The sequence below is a fragment of the Vibrio sp. 1457 genome (genome assembly GCF_033340195.1).
Classification (GTDB): Bacteria; Pseudomonadota; Gammaproteobacteria; order Enterobacterales; family Vibrionaceae; genus Vibrio; species Vibrio alginolyticus.
The window spans coordinates 36,753-63,244 of sequence record NZ_JAWOWA010000011.1 but is presented as its reverse complement, the minus strand read 5'-3'; the positions used below and the strand labels follow the sequence as shown (position 1 = coordinate 63,244).

General features: G+C 45.6%; 25 protein-coding genes and 1 other RNA gene. 6 read left to right on the top strand and 20 right to left on the bottom strand.

Annotated elements, in window-relative coordinates:
* Positions 1-190: 190 nt before the first annotated feature.
* The 12 genes from murC to rsmI all read right to left on the bottom strand — a co-directional run bounded on the left by murC (position 191) and on the right by rsmI (position 13,981).
* Positions 191-1,648 carry a UDP-N-acetylmuramate--L-alanine ligase gene (gene murC / locus R7Z41_RS13340; protein ID WP_005387395.1) on the bottom strand — a complete coding sequence of 486 codons (1,458 nt, stop codon included), beginning with the start codon at positions 1,646-1,648 and terminating at the stop codon, positions 191-193.
* A 23-nt stretch (positions 1,649-1,671) separates the two neighbouring features.
* Positions 1,672-2,739, bottom strand: a complete 1,068-nt coding sequence (murG, locus tag R7Z41_RS13335) for an undecaprenyldiphospho-muramoylpentapeptide beta-N-acetylglucosaminyltransferase (protein ID WP_031781122.1) — start codon at positions 2,737-2,739, stop codon at positions 1,672-1,674.
* Positions 2,726-3,922 carry a cell division protein FtsW gene (gene ftsW, locus R7Z41_RS13330; RefSeq protein ID WP_065274177.1) on the bottom strand — a complete coding sequence of 399 codons (1,197 nt, stop codon included), beginning with the start codon at positions 3,920-3,922 and terminating at the stop codon, positions 2,726-2,728. Before ftsW ends, murG begins: the two co-directional genes overlap by 14 nt.
* A gap of 18 nt (positions 3,923-3,940) precedes the next feature.
* On the bottom strand, positions 3,941-5,254 hold the full coding sequence (murD, locus tag R7Z41_RS13325) for a UDP-N-acetylmuramoyl-L-alanine--D-glutamate ligase (RefSeq protein WP_318136372.1): 1,314 nt from the start codon (positions 5,252-5,254) through the stop codon (positions 3,941-3,943).
* Positions 5,255-5,293: 39 nt separating this feature from the next.
* A complete protein-coding gene (mraY, locus tag R7Z41_RS13320) occupies positions 5,294-6,376 on the bottom strand; it encodes a phospho-N-acetylmuramoyl-pentapeptide-transferase (protein ID WP_005372931.1) in 1,083 nt (360 codons plus the stop codon).
* Positions 6,376-7,740, bottom strand: a complete 1,365-nt coding sequence (locus R7Z41_RS13315) for a UDP-N-acetylmuramoyl-tripeptide--D-alanyl-D-alanine ligase (RefSeq protein ID WP_065274176.1) — start codon at positions 7,738-7,740, stop codon at positions 6,376-6,378. Before R7Z41_RS13315 ends, mraY begins: the two co-directional genes overlap by 1 nt.
* A complete protein-coding gene (murE, locus tag R7Z41_RS13310) occupies positions 7,737-9,218 on the bottom strand; it encodes a UDP-N-acetylmuramoyl-L-alanyl-D-glutamate--2,6-diaminopimelate ligase (RefSeq protein WP_206970476.1) in 1,482 nt (493 codons plus the stop codon). Before murE ends, R7Z41_RS13315 begins: the two co-directional genes overlap by 4 nt.
* Before the next feature lie 62 nt (positions 9,219-9,280).
* Positions 9,281-11,074 (bottom strand): penicillin-binding transpeptidase domain-containing protein, encoded by a 1,794-nt coding sequence (locus R7Z41_RS13305; RefSeq protein ID WP_086046525.1) that lies wholly within the window; start codon positions 11,072-11,074, stop codon positions 9,281-9,283.
* Positions 11,071-11,388, bottom strand: coding sequence for a cell division protein FtsL (gene ftsL / locus R7Z41_RS13300; protein ID WP_005372920.1), 318 nt, complete (start codon positions 11,386-11,388; stop codon positions 11,071-11,073). Before ftsL ends, R7Z41_RS13305 begins: the two co-directional genes overlap by 4 nt.
* Before the next feature lie 5 nt (positions 11,389-11,393).
* The gene (rsmH, locus tag R7Z41_RS13295) at positions 11,394-12,344 is read right to left on the bottom strand and encodes a 16S rRNA (cytosine(1402)-N(4))-methyltransferase RsmH (protein WP_017633610.1); all 951 of its coding nucleotides are present in this window, start codon (positions 12,342-12,344) and stop codon (positions 11,394-11,396) included.
* Between the two features lie 175 nt (positions 12,345-12,519).
* Positions 12,520-12,950, bottom strand: an RNA gene (gene rnpB / locus R7Z41_RS13290) — RNase P RNA component class A.
* Between the two features lie 167 nt (positions 12,951-13,117).
* Entirely contained in the window at positions 13,118-13,981 is an 864-nt protein-coding gene (gene rsmI / locus R7Z41_RS13285) for a 16S rRNA (cytidine(1402)-2'-O)-methyltransferase (protein ID WP_005372907.1), read from the bottom strand.
* A 68-nt stretch (positions 13,982-14,049) separates the two neighbouring features.
* On the opposite strand from rsmI, the gene R7Z41_RS13280 reads away from it, so the two are divergent.
* From R7Z41_RS13280 to R7Z41_RS13265, 4 genes are read left to right on the top strand one after another with little or no spacing between them, the layout of a single operon-like run.
* Positions 14,050-15,861: a penicillin-binding protein activator gene (locus R7Z41_RS13280; protein WP_005372905.1), complete on the top strand. Its 1,812-nt coding sequence runs from the start codon at positions 14,050-14,052 to the stop codon at positions 15,859-15,861.
* On the top strand, positions 15,848-16,216 hold the full coding sequence (locus tag R7Z41_RS13275) for a YraN family protein (protein WP_005372903.1): 369 nt from the start codon (positions 15,848-15,850) through the stop codon (positions 16,214-16,216). Before R7Z41_RS13280 ends, R7Z41_RS13275 begins: the two co-directional genes overlap by 14 nt.
* Before the next feature lie 3 nt (positions 16,217-16,219).
* Entirely contained in the window at positions 16,220-16,810 is a 591-nt protein-coding gene (locus R7Z41_RS13270) for a phosphoheptose isomerase (protein WP_005372901.1), read from the top strand.
* 21 nt (positions 16,811-16,831) lie between these two features.
* Positions 16,832-17,500, top strand: a complete 669-nt coding sequence (locus R7Z41_RS13265) for a BON domain-containing protein (RefSeq protein ID WP_025768401.1) — start codon at positions 16,832-16,834, stop codon at positions 17,498-17,500.
* A gap of 71 nt (positions 17,501-17,571) precedes the next feature.
* Here R7Z41_RS13265 and sspB read toward each other — a convergent pair whose 3' ends face one another.
* The 8 genes from sspB to zapE form a co-directional block, all read right to left on the bottom strand.
* The gene (sspB, locus tag R7Z41_RS13260) at positions 17,572-18,057 is read right to left on the bottom strand and encodes a ClpXP protease specificity-enhancing factor (RefSeq protein ID WP_005387408.1); all 486 of its coding nucleotides are present in this window, start codon (positions 18,055-18,057) and stop codon (positions 17,572-17,574) included.
* A gap of 17 nt (positions 18,058-18,074) precedes the next feature.
* Positions 18,075-18,710, bottom strand: a complete 636-nt coding sequence (sspA, locus tag R7Z41_RS13255; RefSeq protein WP_005372897.1) for a stringent starvation protein SspA — start codon at positions 18,708-18,710, stop codon at positions 18,075-18,077.
* Positions 18,711-18,806: 96 nt separating this feature from the next.
* A complete protein-coding gene (locus tag R7Z41_RS13250; protein ID WP_005372881.1) occupies positions 18,807-19,544 on the bottom strand; it encodes a cytochrome c1 in 738 nt (245 codons plus the stop codon).
* Positions 19,541-20,806 (bottom strand): cytochrome b, encoded by a 1,266-nt coding sequence (locus tag R7Z41_RS13245; protein ID WP_005372880.1) that lies wholly within the window; start codon positions 20,804-20,806, stop codon positions 19,541-19,543. Before R7Z41_RS13245 ends, R7Z41_RS13250 begins: the two co-directional genes overlap by 4 nt.
* Complete coding sequence (petA, locus tag R7Z41_RS13240; RefSeq protein WP_005372877.1) at positions 20,806-21,396, bottom strand: ubiquinol-cytochrome c reductase iron-sulfur subunit; 591 nt, start codon at positions 21,394-21,396, stop codon at positions 20,806-20,808. The genes R7Z41_RS13245 and petA overlap by 1 nt, the downstream gene beginning before the upstream one ends.
* A 694-nt stretch (positions 21,397-22,090) precedes the next feature.
* Entirely contained in the window at positions 22,091-22,483 is a 393-nt protein-coding gene (rpsI, locus tag R7Z41_RS13235; RefSeq protein ID WP_005372876.1) for a 30S ribosomal protein S9, read from the bottom strand.
* Positions 22,484-22,498: 15 nt separating this feature from the next.
* Positions 22,499-22,927, bottom strand: a complete 429-nt coding sequence (rplM, locus tag R7Z41_RS13230) for a 50S ribosomal protein L13 (RefSeq protein ID WP_005372872.1) — start codon at positions 22,925-22,927, stop codon at positions 22,499-22,501.
* 251 nt (positions 22,928-23,178) lie between these two features.
* Positions 23,179-24,282, bottom strand: coding sequence for a cell division protein ZapE (gene zapE, locus R7Z41_RS13225; RefSeq protein ID WP_005387411.1), 1,104 nt, complete (start codon positions 24,280-24,282; stop codon positions 23,179-23,181).
* Between the two features lie 195 nt (positions 24,283-24,477).
* Here zapE and zapG point away from each other — a divergent pair, with 195 nt between their 5' ends.
* Both zapG and R7Z41_RS13215 read left to right on the top strand, forming a co-directional pair.
* Complete coding sequence (zapG, locus tag R7Z41_RS13220; protein WP_005379861.1) at positions 24,478-24,921, top strand: Z-ring associated protein ZapG; 444 nt, start codon at positions 24,478-24,480, stop codon at positions 24,919-24,921.
* A gap of 200 nt (positions 24,922-25,121) precedes the next feature.
* Positions 25,122-26,489, top strand: coding sequence for a Do family serine endopeptidase (locus R7Z41_RS13215; RefSeq protein ID WP_025768400.1), 1,368 nt, complete (start codon positions 25,122-25,124; stop codon positions 26,487-26,489).
* Positions 26,490-26,492 lie beyond the last annotated feature (3 nt).

The window sequence follows — 26,492 nt, the reverse complement described above, 5'->3', positions numbered from 1 at the left end:
TCTTCGTTTCCTGACTTTTGTCGTGTACTTTTTACCCATATAATTACGCAGAGGTAAAAGTCTTGACTTTAACCTTGGGATTATACTGAGCTCTTGTAAACTATCAAACACTGATAGCAATAAATCACAATGATATTGACGCAAAATCGAGATCTGAGTCTTTATCTGTCCTTCGCGTCAACAATATGTGTCAGCCAAGCATCTTGTTTATATTCAATTTAAGACCTGCCAGCTGTTTCGCCACTTTACCAATATCACCCGCACCTTGCGTTAAGATTAGGTCGCCGTCTTGTATAACGTTAGCTAAAACTGAAGGTAATTGCTCGATTTCTGGAACAAAAATCGGATCTACCTTGCCTCGGCTGCGAATTGTGCGACATAAAGCGCGCCCATCAGCACCTGCAATCGGCTTTTCACCCGCTGCGTAAACATCCAGCATGATCAATACATCCACCTGTTCAAGCACATTCGCGAAATCATCGTACAAATCACGAGTACGGCTATAACGGTGCGGTTGGAAAATCATCACCAAACGCTTGTCTTGCCAACCACTGCGTGCTGCATTAATGGTTACATCCACTTCTGTTGGATGATGGCCGTAATCATCAACAAGCATTGCATGACCGTTGCCAGTATCAAACTCGCCAAGGTGATCGAAACGTCTTCCCGTACCTTGCGTACCAGCCATTGCCTTTAGGATCGCATCGTCTTCAATGTCATCTTCAGTAGCAACCGCAATCGCAGCAGACGCATTCAATGCATTGTGACGACCTGGAATATTCAGCGTGATATCTAAGTTAGCTCGCCCTTTACGTACTACCGTAAATTTGCCTTGCTGCCCCTCTTGACGATAATCTTCAATACGTACGTCGGCATCTTCAGAAAAACCGTAAGTTATCACTTGACGACTAATACGTGGGATTAACTCTCGAACCACAGGATCGTCAATGCAAACAATTGCTTGGCCGTAAAACGGTAGATTATGAAGGAAATCGATGAAGGTTTGCTTTAAGGTTTCAAAGTCACCACCATAGGTATCCATATGATCGGCTTCGATATTGGTAACAATGCTCACCATTGGTTGCAAGTGCAGGAATGACGCGTCACTTTCATCTGCCTCTGCAATTAGAATACGACTCGAGCCTAGACGCGCATTTGTACCTGCGCTTTTCACCAAACCGCCATTCACAAACGTTGGATCAAGACCGGCTTCAGAATAGATTTGAGTAACAAGAGCGGTCGTCGTGGTTTTACCGTGTGTACCCGCAACGGCAATACCGTGACGGAATCGCATCAATTCAGCCAACATCTCTGCGCGGCGTACAATAGGGATGCGTAATTCACGTGCCGCCATCACTTCTGGGTTTTCTTCGTTGATCGCCGTTGACACAACAACCACACTGGCTTTTTCTACATTACTGGCTTGATGACCAATAAATACCGTCGCACCTTTTGATACCAAACGCTCTGTCACAGCGTTCTCTGATAGATCAGAACCTGTGATTTGGTAGCCTTCGTTCAACAGCACTTCTGCAATGCCGCTCATGCCCGCACCACCAATACCGATGAAGTGGATGGATTTCACGCGGCGCATCTCTGGCACCATTGCGCGAATCTGAGCTAAGTCTTGTGTATGTTGGATTGTCATCAATTCTATTCTCAATAATTCGGTTAACGCTTTTCGGTCAAAGCGACAATGGCTTGTGCGACAACTCGGTCAGCATTCAATTTTGCAGCGCCACGCGCTTGCTCAGCCATTGTAAGTAAAGCTTGGCGATCCAATTGTTGGATCTGCAGAGTCAGAGACTCAACGGTTAAATCTGGTTGTTCAATCATTTTCGCCGCGCCGCAATCCACCAAGTGGTCTGCATTAAGTGCTTGCTGGCGGTCTTTGTGCATGAATGGAACAAAAATAGCGCCTACACCTGCCGCCGAGACTTCAGATACGGTTAACGCTCCAGAGCGACAAACTAAAAGGTCAGCCCATGCGTAAGCTTCTGCAACGTCATCAATGAATTCCATTACTTCTGCATTTACCACACCATTAGCTTGGTATGCTGCATTCACTTCTTCGGCGGCACCTTTACCCGCTTGATGACGAATACAGTAATCTTCGCCCAATTTCGACATCACTTCTGGCAGAGTTTGGTTAAGAATACGTGCGCCTTGGCTGCCACCCATCACCAAAATGCGAATTGGACCTTGGCGCTCTTGCATGCGCTCAGTTGGCGCTGCTAATTGAGTCACGTCTTCACGAACTGGGTTCCCAACCACTTCGGCATTTGGAAAAGCGCCTGGGAAAGCCTGAAAAACCTTCTTAGCGATTTTCGATAACCATTGGTTCGTTAAACCTGCTACTGCATTTTGTTCATGCAGAACAACAGGAATGCCACTCATCCAAGCGGCAATACCGCCCGGGCCGCTAACATAACCGCCCATACCAAGCACTGCGTCTGGCTGCCAGCGTTTCATGTGAGCACGAGCCTGCATAATGGCATTGATAATTTGAAATGGTGCTGCAAGAAGACGTTTAACGCCTTGACCTCGTAACCCTTTCACTTTGATAAAGTCGATTTCAATGCCATGTTTTGGCACCAAATCCGCTTCCATTCGATCCGCCGTACCTAACCAACGGATCTCCCAACCTTGCTCTTGAAGCTGTTTTGCTACCGCCAAACCTGGGAATACGTGACCGCCAGTACCACCAGCCATCACCATCAAACGTTTATTTTGTTTCATTAGCTTGTTGTTCTGATTGTTGTTGCTCACGTTTCAAGCGGCATTCGTAATCGATACGCAGTAGTATGGACACTGCGACGGACATAATTATTAGACTAGAACCACCATAACTGATGAGTGGAAGTGTTAAACCTTTAGTTGGAACAATACCGGCGGCAGCTCCAACATTAACCAAGGTTTGAAACGCAAACCAAATACCAATTCCGAAAGCCAGATAACCTCCGAACATTTCGCCTTCTTCAAATGCACGCTTGCCGATGTAAACCGCTTTTAGCACCAAGCTAAAAATCAGCATTAAGACCAGCACTACGCCTAAGAAACCAAGCTCTTCAGCAAGTACGGCAAACACAAAGTCGGTATGCGCTTCCGGTAGATATTCCAGTTTTTGAATTGAATTACCGAGACCTTGTCCGAACCATTCACCACGACCAAACGCCATCAAAGACTGAGTCAACTGATAGCCACTGCCAAATGGATCTTCCCACGGGTCAAGGAAGGAGGTTACTCGTCGCATACGGTATGGCTCGACGAGAATCAAACCTACTACAGCGCCGATACCTGCCACCATCAAGGCGAGAAACTGGGTTAGTTTTGCACCTGCGATAAAAAGCATGCCAAACAGCGTGACCAGCATCACGACGACCGTCCCCAAGTCTGGCTGACCAAGTAGTAATACTGCGAAGAAGGCAAACACCATGATTGGCTTCATAAAGCCACCAAAGAACGTTTGTCGTACTTCGTCTTGCTTTCGAACTAAGTAACCAGACATGAAGATAAACAGCGATAGCTTCGCGACTTCCGCTGGCTGAAGGTTAAACAGCCCAAGGGGAATCCAACGAGACGCACCATTAACCGACTTACCCGCCAAGAGCACGATGATCAACAGTGCGAAAGAAGCCCAAAGTAAGTAATGGCTCTTCTTAAACCACTCTTGCAAAGGCACTTGCAAAATAACAGCGGAGGTCCCTAACGCCAGCACGAGAAACGTCGCATGACGAAACATAAAGTGGAACGGCTGTTCCGTTAATCGAGAGCTGATTGGAAATGATGCAGAGGTTACCATGACCAAACCAGTCAACATCAAACCCAGTGCAATCCACACTAACTGACGATCAAACATCGCCTCTGGGGCTGGATGCTTGAGCCAATTGCCAATACTGCGTTTAACGTTACCTAAACCCACGAAGTGTGTAACCTTTAATTATGCATATTTCTGAGCAAGAGCAGCGAAAGCATCACCTCTTGCCATAAAGTTGTCGAATTGATCAAAGCTAGCACATGCAGGAGACAGCATCACCATATCACCTGGTTTTAACTGCGAAGATACTTGTTGAATCACATCTTCCATAGTGTCGAAACGTATTGCAGATTCATGCAGTGGCATAAATTCATCGCCATCAGCGCCAAAGCAACACAGTTGCAAGTTAAGCGTCGCGAAGATCGGTTTTAATGGCGAGAAGTCAGCACCTTTGCCAACACCACCAACGAGTAAGTAGAGCTTGCCTGTCGATTCCAAACCAGATAGCGCAGCCATAGTGCTGGCAATATTAGTTGCTTTAGAGTCATTCACCCATTTGACGCCTTGATTATCCGCAACCACCTGGCATCGGTGTGTCAGTCCCGTGTAATTTTTAAGTGCATTCAATGCGTTGTGATAGTTTACGTCCGCAGCTTTTAATAGCGCTAAAGCAACCAGAGCGTTAGATAAGTTGTGCTTACCAACCAGCTTAAGCTCATCACTTGCGACAACTCGTTGACCGTGATCGAGCAGCCAAGTACGGTTGCCATCCACCTCGAGACCAAAGTCCTGATTGTCGCTGCCAAATGTCACCAATAGCATCTCTGCGTCTGGGAAGGTTTCTTGATCATCACGGTTCACGACTGCAAGAGCAGCATGGTTAAAAATACGCAACTTAGCTTGTCGATAGTCAGACATGCCTTGATAACGATCCATATGATCTTCAGAAAGATTCAGAAACGCAGCGGCTTTGAGCTTTAAGCTTGACGTCGTTTCTAACTGGAAGCTCGAGAGTTCGAGTACATATAGGTCTGCGTCTTGTTCTAACAAATCCAGTGCAGGCACACCGATGTTACCACCAACGCCAACATCCAAACCTGCAGCCTCAGCCATCACACCTGTGAGGTCGGTTACTGTGCTCTTACCGTTTGAGCCCGTAATCGCAATCACCGGTTTCTGCACCGCCCAAGCGAATAACTCGATATCACCTACTACGGCCGTACCTTTTGCTAATACGGCTTGGATCTCTGGTGTCGCTAGCGCAATACCAGGGTTGGTCACGATAAGATCCGCGTCAGAAAGCCAGTCTGTATTCCAACCACCACTATGCAGTTGAACACTTTCCGGCAAGCGCTCTGCACCTGGAGGGTTTACACGAGTATCAATGACTTTGACCACAAGTTGTGGCTGATTTTTTCTTAGGTGTTTAACGACAGAGAGCCCGGTAATACCGAGCCCTACGACGACAACACTATGTATGTTTTGCCAACGTTCCATATTTGATCACACTGTAAATCTTGTTCTTGGAAAGCGCGATTAACGCACTTTCAATGTCGCAAGACCAATCAGAACAAGAACCATAGAAATAATCCAGAAGCGCACGATTACGCGAGGTTCTGGCCAACCTTTCAATTCGTAGTGGTGGTGAATTGGTGCCATACGGAAAATGCGCTGACCACGTAATTTGTAAGAACCTACCTGCAGGATGACTGATAGCGTTTCCATTACAAATACGCCACCCATGATCACCAACACCAACTCTTGACGAACTAGAACAGCAATGGTGCCCAATGCACCGCCAAGCGCTAGTGAGCCCACATCGCCCATGAACACTTGTGCTGGGTACGTGTTAAACCACAAGAAACCAAGGCCTGCGCCTACGATTGCTGTACATACGACAACTAACTCAGAAGCATGTGGTAAGTATGGTATATGAAGGTATTCAGAGAAGTTAACGTTACCGGTCGCCCATGCAATAACCGCGAAGCCTGCTGCAACAAGAACCGTTGGCATGATTGCCAAACCGTCTAGACCATCAGTCAGGTTGACCGCGTTACTTGTACCTACAATGACAAAGTAAGTCAGAATGATATACATCAAACCAAGCTGCGGCATGATGTCTTTAAAGAATGGCACCACTAGCTGAGTTGCTGCTGTGTCTTTACCGTAAGCATACAATGCGAAAGCGACGACAAACGCGATCAACGACTGCCAGAAGTACTTCCAACGCGCGATCAAGCCATCGGTATTTTTGCGTACCACTTTACGATAATCATCAACAAATCCGACCGCACCGTAGCCAAGTAAGACTGTCAGTACCGCCCATACGTAAGGGTTAGATAAGTCTGTCCATAGCAAAATCGTGATTGAGATGGCCGCTAAGATCATGATACCGCCCATTGTTGGGGTACCACGCTTACTAAAGTGAGATTCAGGACCTTCGTTACGCACTACCTGACCAATTTGCAGCATTTGCAAACGCTTGATCATGATTGGTCCCATCCATAATGACAGACCTAGAGCGGTTAATACGCTTAGGATTGCTCGAAAAGACAAGTATTCAAACAATCGGAAAAAAGACAGGTATGGCTGTAGCAGCTCGGCAAGCCAAATAATCATTAATAATACTCCTTCAAAGCAGCAGCGACTTCAAACATACGTGCACCGTTCGCTCCTTTCACCAATATCGTATGGTTTTCAGGAACGGCTTGGTCTAGATGCTGCTTGATGTATTCAATCATCTCTTGGTGCGTCTCAAAATGAATGCCTTGGCAAAGATCACTGATCACCTTGGCGTCTGCACCATATGTGAGAACATGTTCAAATTTTTGTGGGGCAGCATGTTCCCCGACTTGACGATGAAGTGCAAGACTTTCCTCGCCCAATTCCGCCATATTACCTAAAATCAGCCAGCGTTGACCTGGGAAAGCGGCCAATAAATCAACTGCCGCTTTCATGGCTGGCACGCTCGCGTTGTAGCTGTCGTCAATCAATTTTATCTTTTCGCTCAGCGCTTCAACCTCGACGCGACCTTTCACTTTGTTCAAATGTTTAAGGCCAGCACGAACCTCTTCTAATGTGGCTCCCATTTGTAACGCAATAATAGAAGCAGCGATCGCATTCGCAACGTTGTGTTGACCTATAATACCCAGAGACAGTTCAATTTCTTGTAAGCTTGCTGCGATATGTAAGTCAAAGCTTGCTTCACCTGCGGCGTTCAATACGATGTTAGAAGCGAAGAAGTCTGCATCAGTATTACTTTGTGAAAAAGTAATGACTTTCTTATCTGCTAACACTTCATCCCACTTGGCTTCACCATTGCTGTCTAGGTTAACAATCGCAATACCACCAGCTGAAAGGCCTTGGTAGATTTCACCTTTGGCTTGTTTCACGCCATCGATAGAACCAAAGCCTTCAAGGTGAGCGGCTGCTACATTATTCACTAACGCGATATCTGGTTTTACTAACTGAGTCGTGTAAGCAATTTCACCTATATGGTTAGCACCAAGCTCAATCACGGCATAATCATCATCCTGCTGTGAGCGCAATAATGTCAACGGAACACCAATATCATTATTGAAGTTACCCGCCGTGAATAACACTTTGCCTTTCAATTGCAGGATACTCGCAACCATTTCTTTTACGGTCGTTTTACCGCAACTTCCGGTGATGGTAACGGTAGGTGTTTTGCATGCTTGATGCACCCAAGAAGCAAACTCACCCAATGCAAGTTTGGTATCCGACACCACAATTTGCGGCACATTCACATCTAAGCGTTTTTCTACGAGTAAAGCACCGGCACCTGCATCTACCGCTTGTTGGCAAAAGTTGTGCGCATCAAAGCGCTCCCCTACTAACGCCACAAATAGAGCACCACGATCAATCGTTCGTGTATCAGTAGAAACCGCGTCGATAAGTAGATCGTCGCCGAATCGCTCACCACGAGTGATGTCTGCAATTTGAGATAACGTTACTTTGATCATGAGGTCAATCCTAAAAGTTGCATTGCGGACTCGCGGTCGGAGTAATGAATCGTTTCGCCATTACGAATCTGATAATCTTCATGGCCCTTCCCTGCTAACAAGATAATGTCGTTTGGCGAAGCATTTTCAATGGCATAAGACAGTGCTTTGAAGCGGTCATGCTGAACAATCGCTTCAGCAGGTTTTGACAGCCCAGCTAACATGTCTTTCACAATCTGAACCGGATCTTCGCTGCGTGGGTTATCGTCAGTCAACACCACTCTATCACCTAGTCGCTCTGCAATTTCCGCCATCATCGGGCGCTTACCTGCATCGCGATCGCCACCGCAGCCAAAAATAGCCCACAGCTGGCCTTCACAATGAACTCGTAAAGCTTGCAGCGCTTTTTCTAAAGCATCAGGAGTATGAGCATAATCGACCACGACTTTGGCACGATCCTCAGTTTGGAATAACTCCATTCGGCCGAGTACAGGTTGCAGTTGACCTGCGGTTTCGAGTAACGCTTGTTTCTCTTTACCTAAGCTTAATAAGGTCGCAAAAGCGAGCATTAAGTTGGTTGCATTAAACTCACCAATCAATGGCGCGTGCAATTCACCTGAGCCAAATTTACCATCGAACTTAATAGTAATCCCTGACTCCGCGTAACTGACTTCCGTCGCCCAAATTGCGCTTTCAAATTCAGTGTTCGGCTTGAGCGAAACAGCGATCGCATTACTTAACTGCGACGCCCATTGATGACCTACTTCATCATCAACATTGATAATGGCACGTTCACATTGGTGTTGCGTGAACAACCCAAGCTTTGCATTGGCATACGCTTCCATCGTGCCATGATAATCTAAGTGGTCACGACTTAAGTTAGTAAACACGCCCGCCGCAAATGATAATGCTTTGACACGACCTTGCGTCAGGCCATGAGAAGATACTTCTAGCGCGGTGCATGTGGCGTGTTGATTTGCGAGAGAGGAGAGCGTTTTCTGAATTTCAACGGCATTCCCCGTTGTATTCGCAGCTTGTTGCAAGTTATTGAGGAAGCCATTTCCTGTTGTTCCCATTACCGCCGCTTTATGGTCAAGCAGTTCTAGCCACTGCGCTATTAACTGGGTAATGGTGGTTTTGCCGTTGGTGCCGGTGACACCAATCAAATCCATATTAGGGTAAGCATAGAGCTTTCCAGCAATTGCGGATAAACGTTGGTCCAACCTATCGATGTAAATGACGGGAACATCATCAATGATTTCCACCGTACCATGTGTTTTGACATCGCAGGCTTGCGCCAGGGCTGCATTTGCACCTTGCTCAATTGCAGAGGCAATGAATTTACGCCCATCCACAGCATGGCCAATCACTGCTACAAACGTGGTTCCAGGTTGAACTCTTCGGCTGTCGAGCTCCAATTCAGAAACAAGAACGGACGATAAGCTAGGGCAATCCACCCAAGGGGAAAGCAGCACGTCCATACTGATGGCTTTAGTCATATTTGTTCTCCGAGCTTTGGCTCAGGTTTTCTTAATTTTGTTTGCTCAGTAAACCACAGGGCTTACTGTTGGAATTTGTTTTCGTCAGGTGCAACATTGAGTATTTGTAGCGCGCCTTTCATGATTTCAGAGAAGACAGGAGACGCTACCGAACCACCATAGTAGTCATCGCCTTGAGGCTCGTTTACGATCACTACTAAAGCAATTCGCGGATCGCTAACCGGAGCAAGCCCAGCCGTGTAGGTGATGTACTCGTCGCTGTACCCACCGGCAGAAGCTTTACGTGATGTACCCGTTTTCGCTCCCACTCGATAACCAGGAACTGCCGCTCTGCGAGCCGAGCCCCCTTTTTGAGTTACGGTTTCCAACATGTCTAATACTTGACGCGCATACTTCGCACTCACCACTTGACGTGACATGTCATGATCATTGCTTTCGATAATATGAATAGGCTCGTATTTGCCAAGGTTTCCAAGCGTCGCATAAGCATGGGCTAGCTGGATTGGTGTAATTGATAGACCATAACCAAACGCAATCGTGGCGCGCTCAATTGGCGACCAACGAGTTCGTGTAGGAAAAATACCCGTCACTTCCCCAACTAGGTTTAGGCCAGAAAGCTCACCAAAACCCACTGAACTGTACAGCCCAAGAAGCGCCTCTACCGGCATTTGCATTGCTAGCTTCGTCACACCGATATTACTCGACTTTTTAAGGATCGTGGTCAAGCTCGCTTTGCCTACGCGAGAGACATCTCTGACTCGACTACCACCTAAACGTAGGACACCATTACCGGTATCTACGATGGTATCTTTATCGGCTATCCCATTTTCTAAGGCGGCTAAAATAACGAAAGGCTTAATGGTCGAACCGGGCTCCATTGAGTCCGTGATCACTCGGTTACGCATTTGATAGCTTTGCCAATCGCTACGATTATTAGGGTTGTAAGAAGGAGCATTAACCATGGCCAATACGGCGCCCGTTTTTACATCCAACATGACAACGGAACCTGAAGTGGCGCGGTGGTCCGCAACGGCTTGCTTAATCGCACGATACGCAATCGCCTGTAGGCGCTGATCGATGGTTAACTGAAGTGATTTACCTTCTTGCTTGTCTTGCCAAGCAATGTTTTCCACAACACGACCATAACGGTCTTTACGAATAGTTTTCTTACCCGCCGCGCCAGTGAGCCACTCATCGTAGCTACGCTCCACACCTTCTAGGCCATGCCCGTCAATGCCTGTTACACCGACTAAGTGAGCACTAACCTCACCTGCAGGATAATAACGACGAGATTCCGACTTAAGGCCAACACCTGGCAGCTTTAGCTCACGAATATAGTTCGCCATGGCCGGACTGACCTGGCGCTGCAAGTAGATAAAGCGACGTTTTTCATTGCGCTTAATTTTGTCTATTAACCCTTGTCGGTCAATACCAAGAACATCCGCTAATGCATGCCAACTTTTGGTCTGGCTTAACGCGTTTTCTTTAAATATAGTGGCAGGATCTGCCCAAACCGCCTCAACCGGTACACTGACAGCAAGCGGCTCACCATTTCGATCCGAAATAATACCGCGAGCAGAAGGAATGGATTTAACACGAACCGAACGTAGGTCACCTTGTTTAATCAGGTTATCTGGCTCAATGATTTGGATGTAGGCTACGCGTGCCACCAAAAGGGCAAATGCACAAAAAACAAAAAACAGTAATAGATGGAAGCGCCAACGAATCAAGAAAGATTCTTCGACCGCCACTTTCACTGCTTTGTTATCGGTTTTCTTATCCCCCGTAGCCGCTTTCTCTTTTGCTACAGGTTTACGCTTATTGGCTTGTTTCGTGTTGGATTTTTTTCTAATCATTTGAGCGTGACAACCACTTCTTTATCGCCATCAGGTCGTTTCATTTCAAGTTCTTTTTTGGCAAGGTCTTGAACACGACTGTGTTCCGCGAGGGCAGTTTCTTCCAACATTAAGTTACGCCATTCGCTATCTAATCGTTCTCGTTCAACCAACGTATGGTCTTTCTCGGTGATCGCTTGACGCGCATGGTGGGTAGCAAATACCACTCCCATTGCCGATGCCACGATCAATAGCAACAACAGTAATGGCCAGCGACCAACAGTGAGGAGATCCGTTGCAATCAACTTAGCAAGATTAGGAGTGGATTTCGTCATAATAATTAAAGCTTTTCTGCAATTCTTAACACAGAGCTGCGCGAACGAGGGTTCATTTCAATTTCTTGTTTGCTTGGTTTAATCGCTTTGCTCACCGCTTTCATATTCGCACTACCAAGAGCACGAATTTGCTCTTCCGTCATTGGAATACCGTGTGGCACTTCAGGCCCTTTGCTCTCTTTACGGATAAAACGTTTGACCATACGGTCTTCCAGAGAGTGGAAGCTAATCACAGATAAACGGCCTTCAGGAGCAAGAATGCTCGCCGCGCCTTTAAGTGCCGTATCAATTTCTTCTAACTCACTGTTGATGTAAATACGAAAAGCCTGGAAAGCACGAGTCGCAGGGTGTTTTTTCTCTTTAAAACTTTTCGGTGCGGCATCTGAAATCAATTTTGCCAGCTGACCAGTGCGAACCATTGGCTCATTTTCTTCATCTTCACGGTAGGCAACAATCGCTTTTGCAATACGGCGCGCATGTTTATCTTCCCCGAACTCGCGAATGACCCAAGTGATATCATCGAGGTCTGCTTCCATCAACCATTGAGATACTGGAATACCTGATGTCGGGTCCATACGCATATCTAGCGGACCATCTTTCATAAAGCTAAAGCCACGCTCTGCGTCGTCTAACTGAGGAGAAGAAACGCCTAAATCCAGAAGAACACCATCCACTTTTCCAACTAGCCCATACTCTTCAGCATACTCAGCAATACCAGAAAATGGACCATGAATAATGGTGAAGCGAGGGTCATTGATTTTGCCTGCCTCAGCGATCGCTTGAGGGTCACGGTCGATACTGTACAGTCGGCCATTTTCACCGAGTTTAGATAGAATTGTCCGGCTGTGACCGCCACGGCCAAATGTTCCATCAATATAGACGCCGTCTGGTTTGATAGCTAAGCCATCAATGGATTCATTTAATAACACGGAAATATGTTGGAAGGTTTCGGTCATAGCTTTCTCGTTGAATGATCTTGAAGCGATTCTTTAGTGTACTGATTTCCTACATCATCGCCACCACAAGTCTAAAGTTAGACGTGATTTACGCCAAGTTTATTGGTAATGACATAGTTTGCGTCAATTAAATGCAAAAAACCCATCACTACCGAAGTAGAGATGGGTCTCGAATAGGTGGAGCCGACACATAAGCCGGGTTCTGTTCCGCTTGCGCGGCGGTAGCCATTCGTCTAGGCCAGCAATCACTCACTGGCTCGAGCAACCTACCCGCCTCCTTACGCGAGCAACGCAATGTGGAGGCCTATTTGGTCTTGCTTCAGGTGGAGTTTACCCTGCTACGAACTATTGCTAGTCGTCCGGTGCGCTCTTACCGCACCCTTTCACCCTTACCTGTACCCTTACGGGCCATCGGCGGTCTTCTCTCTGCTGCACTTGTCGTAGGCTTGCGCCTCCCAGGCGTTACCTGGCACCTTGCTCTATGAAGCCCGGACTTTCCTCCCCTTTGTCAGTCTCCCGAAGGACGTCAACGTCAGTCTCCCAAAGGGACTTCGACGTCAGTCTCCCGAAGGACATCAACAAAGCAGCGACTACCCAGTCAGCTCCGAGGGCGGATTGTATAGAGTTCTCACTTCAGAGTCTAGTTAGATCACAGATATGATGAAATGAATGCACTAAGTGATGACTTTTTAGTCAACGTGCCAAAAATAGATAATAAAAAGGCCGATGCCTAAACATCAGCCCTCATTGACCATTTATCTCGCTAGCGGCACTTAGTCTAAGTTTTCTAAGCCCCATTTATATAGCGCATTCTTCTTCAAGTTATGTATTTCTGCCACCAAAGCAGCTGCTTTTTTCAAAGGCAGCTCTTTGGTCAAAATCCCTAACGTGCGTAAAGCATCTTCAGGTAGTGAGTCGTCTGTTGTTTCACGATGGCCATGTACCAACAATACCATTTCACCACGCTGTTGGTTATCGTCACTTTTCACCCATTCAATCAGCTCACCTAACGGCATGCCTTGAATGGTTTCAAAGGTTTTTGTTAGCTCTCTTGCCAACACAACTTCTCTATCTGGGCCAAGAACGTCTAACATGTCTTGTAGAGAGTCTAAAATACGGTGCGGTGACTCGTAAAAAATACACGTACGCTCTACCGAAGCAATCTCTAGGAATTTATCCTTACGACCTTTGCTTTTCGGTGGTAAAAAACCTTCGAAGCTAAAGCGATCAGATGGCAAGCCAGAGGCACTTAACGCCGTAATGACCGCACAGGCACCTGGAAGAGGCACAACTCTAACGCCCGCTTGACGACATTTTGTCACCAAATGGTATCCTGGGTCGCTGATAAGTGGCGTACCAGCGTCAGAAACTAATGCGATAGACTGACCGGAAAGCAGCTTTTCTACCAAAACTTGTGCTTTTTGCTGCTCATTGTGGTCATGTAGAGCAAAAGTTTTGGTTTGAATATTGAAGTGAGACAGTAATTTGCCCGTATGTCGAGTATCCTCAGCGGCAATGATGTCCACAGTCGACAGAATTTCGATAGCACGTTGGGTGATATCCGCTAAATTTCCGATTGGAGTCGGTACGATATAGAGAGTTGGCCCCTCATTCGGCAACTTATTTTTATCTGTCATTTGTTTACCATCACTTCAACGATTAATATAGAGACAATTTTGTACAAAATTATAGAGAACTCACGGCAATGATTAACCATAAGAGACTCAGTGTACCACGCATACTTACTCCTGTTGCACTAGCAATTACGCTCGCCGCCTGTTCTTCAGGTCCAAGACAGCCTGATGGCGTTGATGTAACACTTGAGCCTACTCAGTCTGTTCAGAACTATATGATCCAAGCTGATAGCACGGAAGGCAGTTTACAAAATGACTGGTTGATCATGGCAACCAAAGCCGCGATTCAAGCAAACCAGTTTGATCAAGCAGAAATGTTGATCAAGCGCCTGGCTCGTCAACAGTTAACCGAAGTTCAGCAAGCAGAGTGGCAACTAGCGCGTGCGACCATACAGCAAAAACAGGGTAATTACTCTCAGTTGCTGCAATTGTTGAATTTTAAACCTTGGTGGAAGTTGCCAAATGAGCAATGGAAAGACTATTACTTGATGCGTGCCGACGCTTATCAAGGTCTTAACCAAGCGTTTGAGGCAAACCGCCAACTGGTTGCATTTGGCCAATATGCATCGTCCGCGGAGCAGAGAGAGATTTCTAGCCGTATTTGGATGAACTTTGGCAGCTACTCCGAGTACGAACTGACCTCATTAGAAACAGAGCCAAATGAAGATGTTTTGGATGGTTGGCTACAACTCGCTATTTATGCGAAAACGCTGTCGGGCAACTTATCCCAACTAAAAAATACCCTAGAACGCTGGTTAAACGAGAACCCATCGCACCCAGCCGCTATCTACACACCAGAAGAGATTCAAAACATTCTCTCTCTAGACATTGTTAAACCAAACAACACCGCTTTGTTACTGCCGCTTACTGGTAAGTTCTCGCCACAAGCGCAATTAATTCGTGATGGTTTTGTGTTTGCGATGATGAATGATCGTAACCGTGATCCAAGCGCTACCCTCACGGTAATCGACACTAATGCGTATAACGCCGACCAAATTAAACAACGTTTGATCAATGAAAACATCGACTTTGTTGTTGGTCCCCTAGAAAAAGAAAACGTTGAGCTATTGCACACAACCATGGATGGCTCAGAAAATGGTCCTACGATTCCAGCCCTTGCGCTAAATATTCCCGAAGATGTGCAACCAGATAGCAATATTTGCTACTTGGCATTATCACCAGAACAAGAAGCCGCACAGGCAGCGAAACACTTGTTCAGCGAAGGCTATAACTTCCCTCTGATTCTGGCACCAAAGGGCAGCTTTGGTGAGCGCGTAACTGAAGCGTTCAACAAAGAATGGCGCAAGTACAGCTCTAATAAAGTCGCAGCAAGTTATTTTGGCGACAAGCGCCAACTTCAAAAAGACATCAATGAAGTATTTGGTCTGCAAGAAAGCAAACAACGTATTGCTCAGATGCAATCATTAATGCGTATCAAGCTTGAAACACAGCCACGTAGCCGTCGTGATGTCGATGCGGTTTATATTGTTGCTAGAAGCACGGAACTGACTTTGATCAAGCCGTTTATTGAGGTAGCGATTAACCCAGACGCCAAAGCGCCACAAATTTTCTCTAGCTCGCGTAGCAACAGTGGCGGCGCGACTTACGAAGATCTAACAGGCATCATCTACAGCGATATTCCATTACTGATTGACCCAGACCCTAGCGTGACCGCTGAAATGAACGAGCTGTGGTCAGAGCAATCTAACATGGAAAAACGTTTGAAAGCACTGGGTATGGATGCGTATAAATTGATTGGGGAGCTGCCACAAATGAAGGTCGTTCCGGGCTACTCAGTTGGCGGCCAAACCGGTATTTTAAGTATCGACAATAATTGTGTTGTACAGCGTGAGCTAAGCTGGGCTGAGCGTGGGGCTCTTTAGCAAGCGCCAAATCGGAAATCAATATGAAGCTCTGGCGAAGCAGTATTTACAACGCCAGGGCTTAAACTTTATTGAACAAAATTTTCTGACTAAGGTCGGTGAGATTGATTTAATCTTCCAACAAGGTGAAACTATTGTGTTTGTTGAAGTCAAATACCGTAAGAACAATCACTTTGGCTCGGCAGCAGAAATGGTGACGCACGCTAAAATGCGCAAGCTAGTCAAAACAGCACAAGTTTGGCTTAGCCAACAAAAGCGCTTAAAACACAATATCGATTATCGATTTGATGTCATCGCCATTCATGATAATGGGCGAGATATCAACTGGATAGAAAACGCAATCTCTGAAGGATAAGCGATGCTAGACAGCATTAAAGACAGCTTTACAGAAAGTATTCAAATTCAAATCGCAGCAGCAGAGGCGCTGCCTGATGCCATTACTCATGCAGCTCAAGCGATGGTGTCGAGCCTGCTTAATGGCAATAAAATTTTATGTTGTGGTAATGGCGGCAGTGCTTCAAACGCTCAACAATTTGTTTCTTGTCTTTTAAACCGTTTTGAAACTGAGCGCCCTAGCCTACCAGCAATGGCCTTAACCGCCGATAATACCACCCTAACCGCAGTGGCCAACGATTACCACTACCAGGAAATCTTCTCAAAACAGGTACGAGCGTTTGGTCAACCAGGCGACATTTTGCTTGCCATGTCGACTAGCGGTAACAGTAAAAATATTATCAAAGCGATGGAAGCAGCCGTAACTCGAGACATGACGATTATCGCGCTAACAGGAAAAGATGGCGGAGAGATGGCAGGACTGCTCGGTGAGAACGACGTCGAAATTCGTATTCCATCACACCGCACTGCACGTATTCACGAAGTACATATGGTAACACTCCATTGCCTTTGTGATCTTATTGACCAAGTGCTTTTCCCTGCTCACGAAGAGTAACCAAGACTGAGAGTCAGAATTATGATACGTAGCCTTGTTATCTTATTAACAGCATTGAGTTTAAGTGGTTGCGCAGGTTTGTTTATCGCAGGTGCAGCAACCACAGCGAATATTGTCACGGACACACGCACGACAAAACAAATCTGGCAGGACAATAACATCGAATTCGAAGTTGCGGCGATCGGCAATAAAGCACCGTTTAAAGGTGAAGTTCGTGTCGTTGCCAGTTCATATAATGGGACTGTAGTCCTTATGGGACAAGCTCCGACACAAGACCTTATCCTTGCTTTAGAGCGAAGGGCTCGAGAAGTTAGTGGTGTAAAAGTCATACACAATCAAATCAAACAAAAAGAGCCACTCACTGTTACCCAGATTAGCAATGACAGCTGGATCACAACCAAAGTAAAGTCAGCTTTGCTTACTGATTCTGAGCTTAATGGTGTTAAGGTTAAAGTGATCACCGAAGATGGCGACGTTTTTCTGTTTGGTTATGTCACGCCAGAGCAAGGCGATCGAGCGACAGAAATCGCACGTAATATCTCAGGCGTAAAACAAGTCATTAAAGGGTTCCAATACGGCGAAATGGAGCCTGTTGAAGTGGACTTACCGAGTGACGGTGTACAAACAATAGAAAGTGAGGCAAGCACAGAAAATGAAGAGAACGTCGAAGTCTTTACGATTAGTGAGTAATTTCCAAAGTCTGGCTTGAAATCATCTTCAACAAGTTAAAAAGAAAAAAGCAGCGTAACGCTGCTTTTTTATTATTTAATCACTCTTAAGCTTGGTTTGCCTTTTGGTCGAGGAGCGTCGTCCTCTTCGGCATCTGAATCAGAAACTAACTCAGAAGGCTCATCGCTAACCGTTGTGAACGATGGGGATGATTCTTCCTCGGTCATCGCTTCTTCTTCGATGTGAGTGTACGCTTCTTCTGGTTCAAACATAGTACCAGCACCATTCTCACGTGCATAAATAGCTTGAACAGCATACACAGGCACGATCACTGAGTGCGGACGACCGCTAAAGCGAGCATGGAAGGTAATCGCATCATTACCTAACTCAAGATTACCCACTGCACGTGGCGCAATATTCAAAATAATTTGACCATCTTGAATAAATTCAACCGGGACACGCACCCCTGGCATTGTTGCATCCACAACCAAGTGAGGAGTCAAGTCATTGTCTACTAACCAGTCGTAAAATGCGCGAAGCATATACGGGCGGCGAGCAGTCATTTTTGCAATATCCATAACGTGTTTTAAATCGCTTAGCGAACTAGGCGCATTTCACGTTCAGCTTCAGTCAAAGAAGCAAGGAACGAATCACGTTCAAATACGCGGTTCATGTATACCTTGATTTCTTTTGAACCAGGGCCAACAAGATCGATACCAAGTTGAGGCAAACGCCACAATAGTGGAGCTAGGTAACAATCGATCAAGCTGAATTCTTCGCTCATGAAGTACTCATATTCAGCAAAAATTGGCGCTAACGTCAGAAGATCATTACGCAGCTTTGTGCGTGCTTTTTCTGATTCTTCCGCATTACCTTTCATCACTTTTTCAGCGAGTGAATACCAGTTGCGTTCGATACGGTACATCATCAAGCGGCTGTTGCCACGAGCAACAGGGTAAACCGGCATTAGAGGTGGATGAGGGAAACGCTCGTCCAAGTACTCCATGATGATTTTTGAATCGTAAAGAGCTAGCTCACGGTCAACAAGAGTTGGCACTGATTTATATGGGTTTAGCTCAACAAGCTCAGCAGGAAGGTTTGCTTCGTCAACAAGCTCAACTTCAACACTTACGCCTTTTTCAGCTAGTACAATGCGAACCTGATGGCTATACAAATCTGATGCACTTGAGAAAAGAGTCATCACAGAACGTTTATTGGCAGCTACAGCCATGGAGCCCTCCAGTACACTTACAAATAAAAACAATGGAGGCTAAGCCTCCATTGTACATCAATTAAAATTGGGAATTAGCACGGTATTTTAGCACAATTAATGCACATCGCGCCAATACTCTTTCTTGAGCATCACAACAACGATGGTTAGAAGCACTAAGAAGCCCATTACCCACCAGCCTAAAGCATGACGCTCAAGCTGCACTGGGTCACCTGAATAAACTAAGAAGTTAACGAGATCGCCAACCGCTTTGTCATATTCGCCTTCACTCAGCTCACCCGTGCCATCGGTTTCAGTACCAACAACAACTTGTACTTCTTCGCCATCTACGATTTTCGTATCGTAAATCGGCGTCGGGATGCCCTGTAGCTCTTCAAGTACATGCGGCATACCAACACTCGGGAATACGATGTTGTTCACGCCGAATGGACGAGATGGATCAACATAGAAAGAGCGTAAGTAAGTGTATAACCAATCAGCACCACGAACTCGTGCAACCAACGTAAGATCTGGTGGTGGAGCACCAAACCAGTTTGCCGCTTGCTTCGGTGGCATAGCATTGACCATTAGATCACCGATTTTCGCTTCAGGATTGAAAATCAGGTTTTCTTTCATTAAGTCTGTTGGAATTTCCAAGTCTGTTGCTACACGCTCGTAACGCTGGTATTGCGTAGAGTGACAAGCAAAACAGTAGTTCATGAACAACTTCGCGCCGTTTTGTAGCGAAGCTTTATCCGTAAGGTCAACATTCGCTTTATCCAGCGGAACATTGGCCCCAGCTGCCATCGCTAGTGATGGCAACATAGCAAATAGAATTACAATCCACTTCTTCATTTGAATGTCACCCTCTCTGGTAATGGTTTGGTTGCTTCATTTTTGCTGTAGAAGAACAGCAACACAAAGAACATGAAGTAACACAAGCTAAAGATCTGAGATAGTAGTGTGTACGTTGGTGTAGCAGGTAACGCACCTAAAATACCCAGAGCGATAAAGGCGATAGTGAACTGTACAATATTCAATAAATGAAGTTTGCTACGGTAACGGTATGAACGAACTTTACAACGATCCAACCAAGGTAGAACAAACAGCACTGCAATTGACGCGCCCATTAGGATAACACCTAATAGTTTGTCTGGAACCGCGCGTAAGATTGCGTAGAACGGCGTGAAGTACCATACCGGAGCAATATGCTCTGGTGTCTTCAGTGGGTTTGCAGCTTCAAAGTTAGGCGGCTCAAGGAAGTACCCACCCATCTCTGGGTTAAAGAACAGCACGTAACAGAAGAAGAACAAGAAACCAGCGACACCGACCAAGTCCTTAACCGTGCCGTACGGATGGAAAGGAATCGAATCAATGATGTCATATTTCTTCGTGTAGTAATCGTGGAACTTGAATTGCGTTTTGTAATCGTCGCCCATTGAGCCTTTTGGCAGCTTAGTTTCGATACCATCCGGGTTGTTTGAGCCTACTTCGTGCAGCGCCAATACGTGCAGAACAACAAGAAGAAGCAAAACGATAGGCAGTGCAATAACGTGTAGTGCGAAGAAACGGTTTAGCGTTGCACCAGAGATGATGTAGTCACCACGAATCCAAAGTGTTAGGTCATCACCGATAACAGGAATAGCACCAAACAGGGAAATGATTACCTGCGCACCCCAGTATGACATCTGACCCCATGGAAGTAGGTAACCCATGAACGCTTCAGCCATGAGAACTAGGAAGATCAACATACCGAAGATCCACAACAGTTCACGAGGTTTTTGGTATGAACCGTAGATCAAACCACGGAACATGTGAAGATACACAACAACGAAAAACGCTGACGCGCCAGTGGAATGCATGTAACGCAGAAGCCAACCGTACTCTACATCACGCATAATGTATTCGATAGACGCAAATGCACCGTCACCTGAAGGAACATAGTTCATCGTTAGCCAAATACCCGTTAGGATTTGGTTAACAAGAACCAGCATCGCCAGAGAACCGAAAAGGTACCAAAAGTTGAAGTTCTTAGGCATTGGGTATTCAGACAAATGCTTTTTATAAGCATTCATTGCAGGAATACGCTTTTCAACCCAATCTAACATTGCTTGCATTATGCATCTCCCTCATCAACACCCACAATGAGCTTGGTATCGCTCAAATACATGTGCTTAGGAACGACAAGGTTCAACGGAGCAGGTACTCCTTGGAACACTCGACCAGCCATGTCGAACTTAGAACCATGACAAGGACAGAAGAAGCCAGATCTTACGCCCTGCACCTGCTCTGAGAAAGAGTCAGGTAGATAGGTTGGTGAACAACCTAAGTGGGTACAGAAACCAACTGCGACGAAAAACTCTTCCTTAATCGAACGAAACTCATTCTGAGCGTACTCAGGCTGCTGCTCCATTTCAGATTGTGGATCGCGAAGCTTATCACCGATCGATTTTAAGTTATCCAGAACGCTTTGAGTGCGGCGAACAATCCATACAGGTTTTCCCTGCCACTCAACACGAACCAGCTGACCTGGTTCAATTTTACTTATATCCACTTCAACCGGTGCGCCCGCCGCTTTGGCTTTAGCACTCGGATTCCATGATTTGATAAAAGGCACGGCGACGGCGACTGCCCCTAACCCACCAACAACTGCCGTTGTAGCGGTTAGAAAACGCCTGCGACCGTTATTTAAAGGCGCGTTGCTCATCCAAACATTCTCCCATTTGCTCCCTTTGGATCGTTATTATTCCGCTTATAAGAGCATGGCTAACAAATAATGAATTTAGTTCTATTTATTGGAGGGAAATGATAAAGAAAACCCTACTTTTTGACAAGATAAAGCTACCTTTTTGTAACATTTGTGAGGCAAATCGCTCGCGTCGTCACAAAAGCGGCAGAATTATAAAAAATTGATGTGATTTGTAACAAGAAAGCACCACATAGAAGCCCCGCTGAAAGCGGATAAAACCTTTTATCTTGGTAGTTTTCAGTTAATTACACAGAGAAATATTTCGTATTACGCGTTCAGCTTACTGTGTTTATATTTTCAATTTTGTAGCACGCAGAATGCTCAAAAAGGAACGTAAGTCATTTTAAAACATGTTACAGGAAGAATAAGATACAAAGACATTCTTGTTGATGAATACATCTATGCTGCATCGCAAGAGAAAGCGTGGTGAGTCGCGGTTAAATAAGGCACACATATAAAACGGCACTGGCAACCTTTCGACGAAGAGGACGAATAAGAAGGTCTGCTCGGAGTGTGATGATAAGTGAAGGCTGTTCGTTGCTTGAAGACAAGTATGATGTCTTTAAATACAAAAAAGCCCGGCATAGAGCCGAGCTTTTGGTACACAGTTTCCAGAGTAACTCTGAAAAGCATAATTCCCGATAAGAGGAAATTAACGCTTAGAGAACTGTGGACGACGACGTGCTTTACGTAGACCAACTTTCTTACGTTCAACGCAACGAGCGTCACGAGTAACGTAGCCAGCTGCGCGTAGAGCAGGACGTAGAGACTCATCGTATTCCATAAGCGCGCGAGTGATACCGTGACGGATAGCACCAGCTTGACCAGAAATACCGCCGCCTTTAACTGTTACGTAAAGGTCTAGCTTTTCAGTTAGTTCAACTAGCTCTAGAGGTTGTTGTACAACCATACGTGCTGTTGGACGACCGAAGTATTCGTCAAGGTTACGCTTGTTTACTACAATGTTACCGCTGCCTGGTTTAATGAAAACACGTGCAGCTGAGCTTTTGCGACGGCCAGTGCCGTAGTATTGATTCTCTGCCATTTTCGAAATCCCCAATTAGATGTCTAGTACTTGTGGTTGTTGAGCAACATGGTTGTGCTCAGCGCCCGCGTAAACTTTTAGCTTACGGTACATAGCACGGCCTAGAGGACCACGTGGAAGCATGCCTTTAACTGCAAGCTCAAGAGCCATCTCAGGTTTACGATCGATCAACTTTTCAAAAGTGATAGATTTTAGACCACCTGGGAATTCAGAGTGACGGTAGTACACTTTGTTCTTAGCTTTGTTACCAGTTACAGCAACTTTCTCAGCGTTGATAACGATGATGTAATCACCAGTGTCAACGTGAGGAGTGTATTCAGCTTTATGTTTGCCACGTAGGCGAGATGCAATTTCACTTGCTAGACGGCCAAGAGTTTTACCTTCAGCGTCTACAACGTACCAGTCGCGTTTTACAGTTTCTGGTTTAGCAACGAAAGTTTTCATGCTAACAATAACCCGTTAATTAAATTTTAAACTTTAAAGGAACACCCAATAGTGCTCCCACACTGTCTAAGAGCCCAGTCATCACCCCTTCGAGTCGTTGGTACTCTCGACCTTCAATTTCGAAATAACTTCGATAATCAGGTCTGCAGTAACGGTGGGTCGCAGGATTATAGAGAAGAGCGAAGAAAAAATCACCTTTTTTTGCGCCAAATCACTAATTTTTTCTTCACTTTTTTAAGAACCCATTGGATCTAGGCCAAATGTTCACGCGCGAGATACTCATGACTTTGCATCTCAGTAAGCCGAGACAAACAGCGCTTAAATTCGAACTCTAACTGCCCATCAGTATATAAGTCGGCCATTGGCACTTCAGCAGAAATAATCAACTTAACATTGCGCTCGTAAAACTCATCGACCAGCGCGATAAAGCGTCTCGCCGCATCATCGATTTTTCGGTTCATTTGTTGAACATCTGCCAGTAATACCGTGTGGTAAATACGAGACAATTCAATGTAGTCATTTTGACTGCGAGCAGTTTGACACAACTGAGCAAACGACGCATGCAGCACCCCGTCGCTTGCTTCAATCACCGCTAGTTGACGGTGGTTAACTTCGATTTGATGAGCAACAAACTGACGCTCTCCAGTCAGCTGCTGATAATATTTGTTAAGGTTTATGCTAGCCTGCTCATCAAGCGGGTAATGGTATATTTCAGCCTGTTCTAACGTTCTTAAGCGATAATCAACGCCACTATCGACATTCAACACTTCACAACGCGCCAAAATCATATCGATCGCGGGCAAAAAGCGCGCTCTTTGCAAACCGTTACGATATAAGTTCTGCGGCTCAATGTTTGAAGTCGCGACTAGGATCATCTGCCGCTTGAACATTTCTTGAAGTAGCGTTGCAAGGATCATCGCATCAGTAATGTCGGAAACAAAAAATTCATCAAAGCAAACCACATCGGCTTCTTCTTTAAATTTATCCGCCACTTTTGATAGCGGATTTTCGACATCACCTAACAGCTTCAACTCATCATGTACTCGATACATAAATCGATGGAAGTGGACGCGCATTTTTCTTTGGGTCGGTAAAGCATCAAAAAATGCATCCATAAGGTAGGTTTTACCGCGACCTACGCCCCCCCAAAAGTAAAGGCCTTTTGGTGGTTCAGGCTTGTCGATTTTTTTCCCCATTAGCTTTTGCCATTTGGAAAGCTGAGGCACAGGCGCTGACTGAAATTCAACGATAGCATGGTAAAGCTTGTCTAATGCAACGACCGCTTGATACTGAGCTTCATCACGCTGAAACCCGTGTTCTGCTATGTCTTTTTGATATTGTTGTAGTGGTGTCATCGTATTAAGTCGTATAGAGGTATAGAGAAAAGGGTTACCTCGGGGTCAACTTTGAGAATAGAGAGAAGTAGTTATCAGTCCCCGAAGACATACTGCTATTTTTCTTTATCGGCTGTTCAAGCCATAGTAACATGGACGAGCACCGCGTGTAACTAAGTAGTAAAAGACTTGTTAAAACAACTATAAGGAGCAGTTATGCCTTGGATTTATGCCATTGTGGGTTTGCTGGTCGGTACAATCGTAGGCGTAGTCATTAGTAGACTAACCACCCCTGAATACAAAAAACAAAAGTCTGTGCAGAAAGAACTTGAAGCGGCCAAGTTTGAATTAGAGCAACAACGTCAAGAGCTCGTCGATCACTTTGCACAAACCGCAGAAATGTTGGACACCCTAGGTAAAGATTACACCAAGCTATACCAACATATGGCCAAGACCTCTTCTGAGCTTTTGCCAAACTTACCAGAACAAGACAACCCGTTTGATAAGAAAACGGCAATGTCGTCTGAAACCATTGCAGAAGATCAACCAGAGTTTAACGAACAACCAAAAGACTACGCTAATGGCGCCACCGGTCTTTTGAAGGATCAAGAGAAAGAAATCATTAATGCTCCCGAAGCGGTAACCGCAAAAGCATCATAATCCTCTCTTACTTCTATCTAGGGCCGATACATTTGTATCGGCCCTTTTTTGAACTTTTTCACCTCACCTTCGCTCTAACTTGGGTGTGCACTGCCTCCCCTTTTGATTGTCCGAACTAGACCCTATATTAGTTATTAACAAAGTGAACTAACCGTTCGGATATTTCTTTTTGGCAGACATGTTTCAAGAGGAGTTATTGGATGAAAAAACCACTGCTTGCGCTCACCGTTCTATCTCTGAGTTTGGGTTCGATTATTGCCCCAGTTCAAGCCACTGCCGCATTACCTTTGAATGTGGATGGCCAACAGTTACCTAGCTTGGCACCAATGCTTGAGAAGGTGACCCCAGCTGTTGTGAGTATTGCTGTAGAAGGTAAACAAGTACAAACCAGCCGCATTCCCGAGCAATTTCAATTTTTCTTTGGCCCAGACTTTCCTATGGAACAAAGGCGAGAGCGCCCGTTCAGAGGTTTAGGGTCTGGTGTCATTATTGATGCGAAGAAAGGCCATATTGTCACTAACTACCACGTGATCAAGGGGGCAGATGAGATTCGAGTTCGCCTCTTTGACGGGCGCGAGTATGACGCTACGCTCGTTGGCGGTGATGAAATGGCCGATGTTGCGTTACTTAAATTAGAGAAAGCGAAAAACTTAACGCAGATTAAAGTCGCGGATTCCGACAAACTGCGTGTCGGTGACTTTACGGTTGCGATTGGTAACCCATTTGGACTCGGTCAAACTGTGACTTCGGGTATTGTTTCAGCCCTTGGTCGTAGTGGCTTAAACGTTGAAAACTTCGAAAACTTCATCCAAACCGATGCCGCAATTAACAGCGGTAACTCTGGTGGTGCATTGGTCAACCTTAATGGTGAGCTGATCGGTATTAATACTGCGATTTTAGGCCCTAACGGCGGTAATGTGGGTATTGGCTTTGCGATTCCATCAAACATGATGAAAAACCTCACTGATCAAATTCTAGAGTTTGGTGAAGTCAAACGCGGCATGTTGGGTGTGCAAGGTGGCGAAGTAACCTCTGAGCTAGCTGATGCATTGGGTTACGAGTCAAGTAAAGGGGCCTTTATTGGTCAAGTCGTACCGGACAGCGCAGCCGATAAAGCAGGGTTAAAAGCCGGTGACGTAATTGTATCGGTGAACGGCAAAGCGATTAATACTTTCTCAGAGCTCCGCGCAAAAGTGGCAACACTGGGCGCAGGTAAAGAAATCACATTAGGTGTGGTTCGAGATGGTAAGAATAAAACCTTTGATGTAACGCTTGGCGAATCTACGAATATGAAAGCTAAAGCGGAGACATTACATGAGGGACTCAAAGGTGCGGAGTTAAGCAATACAACACCAAGTGATGTAATCCAAGGTGTTAAAGTATCGAGCGTTGCAGATAACTCTCCAGCGGCTCAATATCAATTACAACAAGGTGACATTATTATCGGTGTGAACCGTCAACGAGTGAAAAACCTTGCCGAGCTTCGTACAATCGTAGAGAAACACAAAGGTGTACTGGCTCTTAATATTCAACGTGGTGAACGTACTATTTATCTTGTCATTCGTTAACCA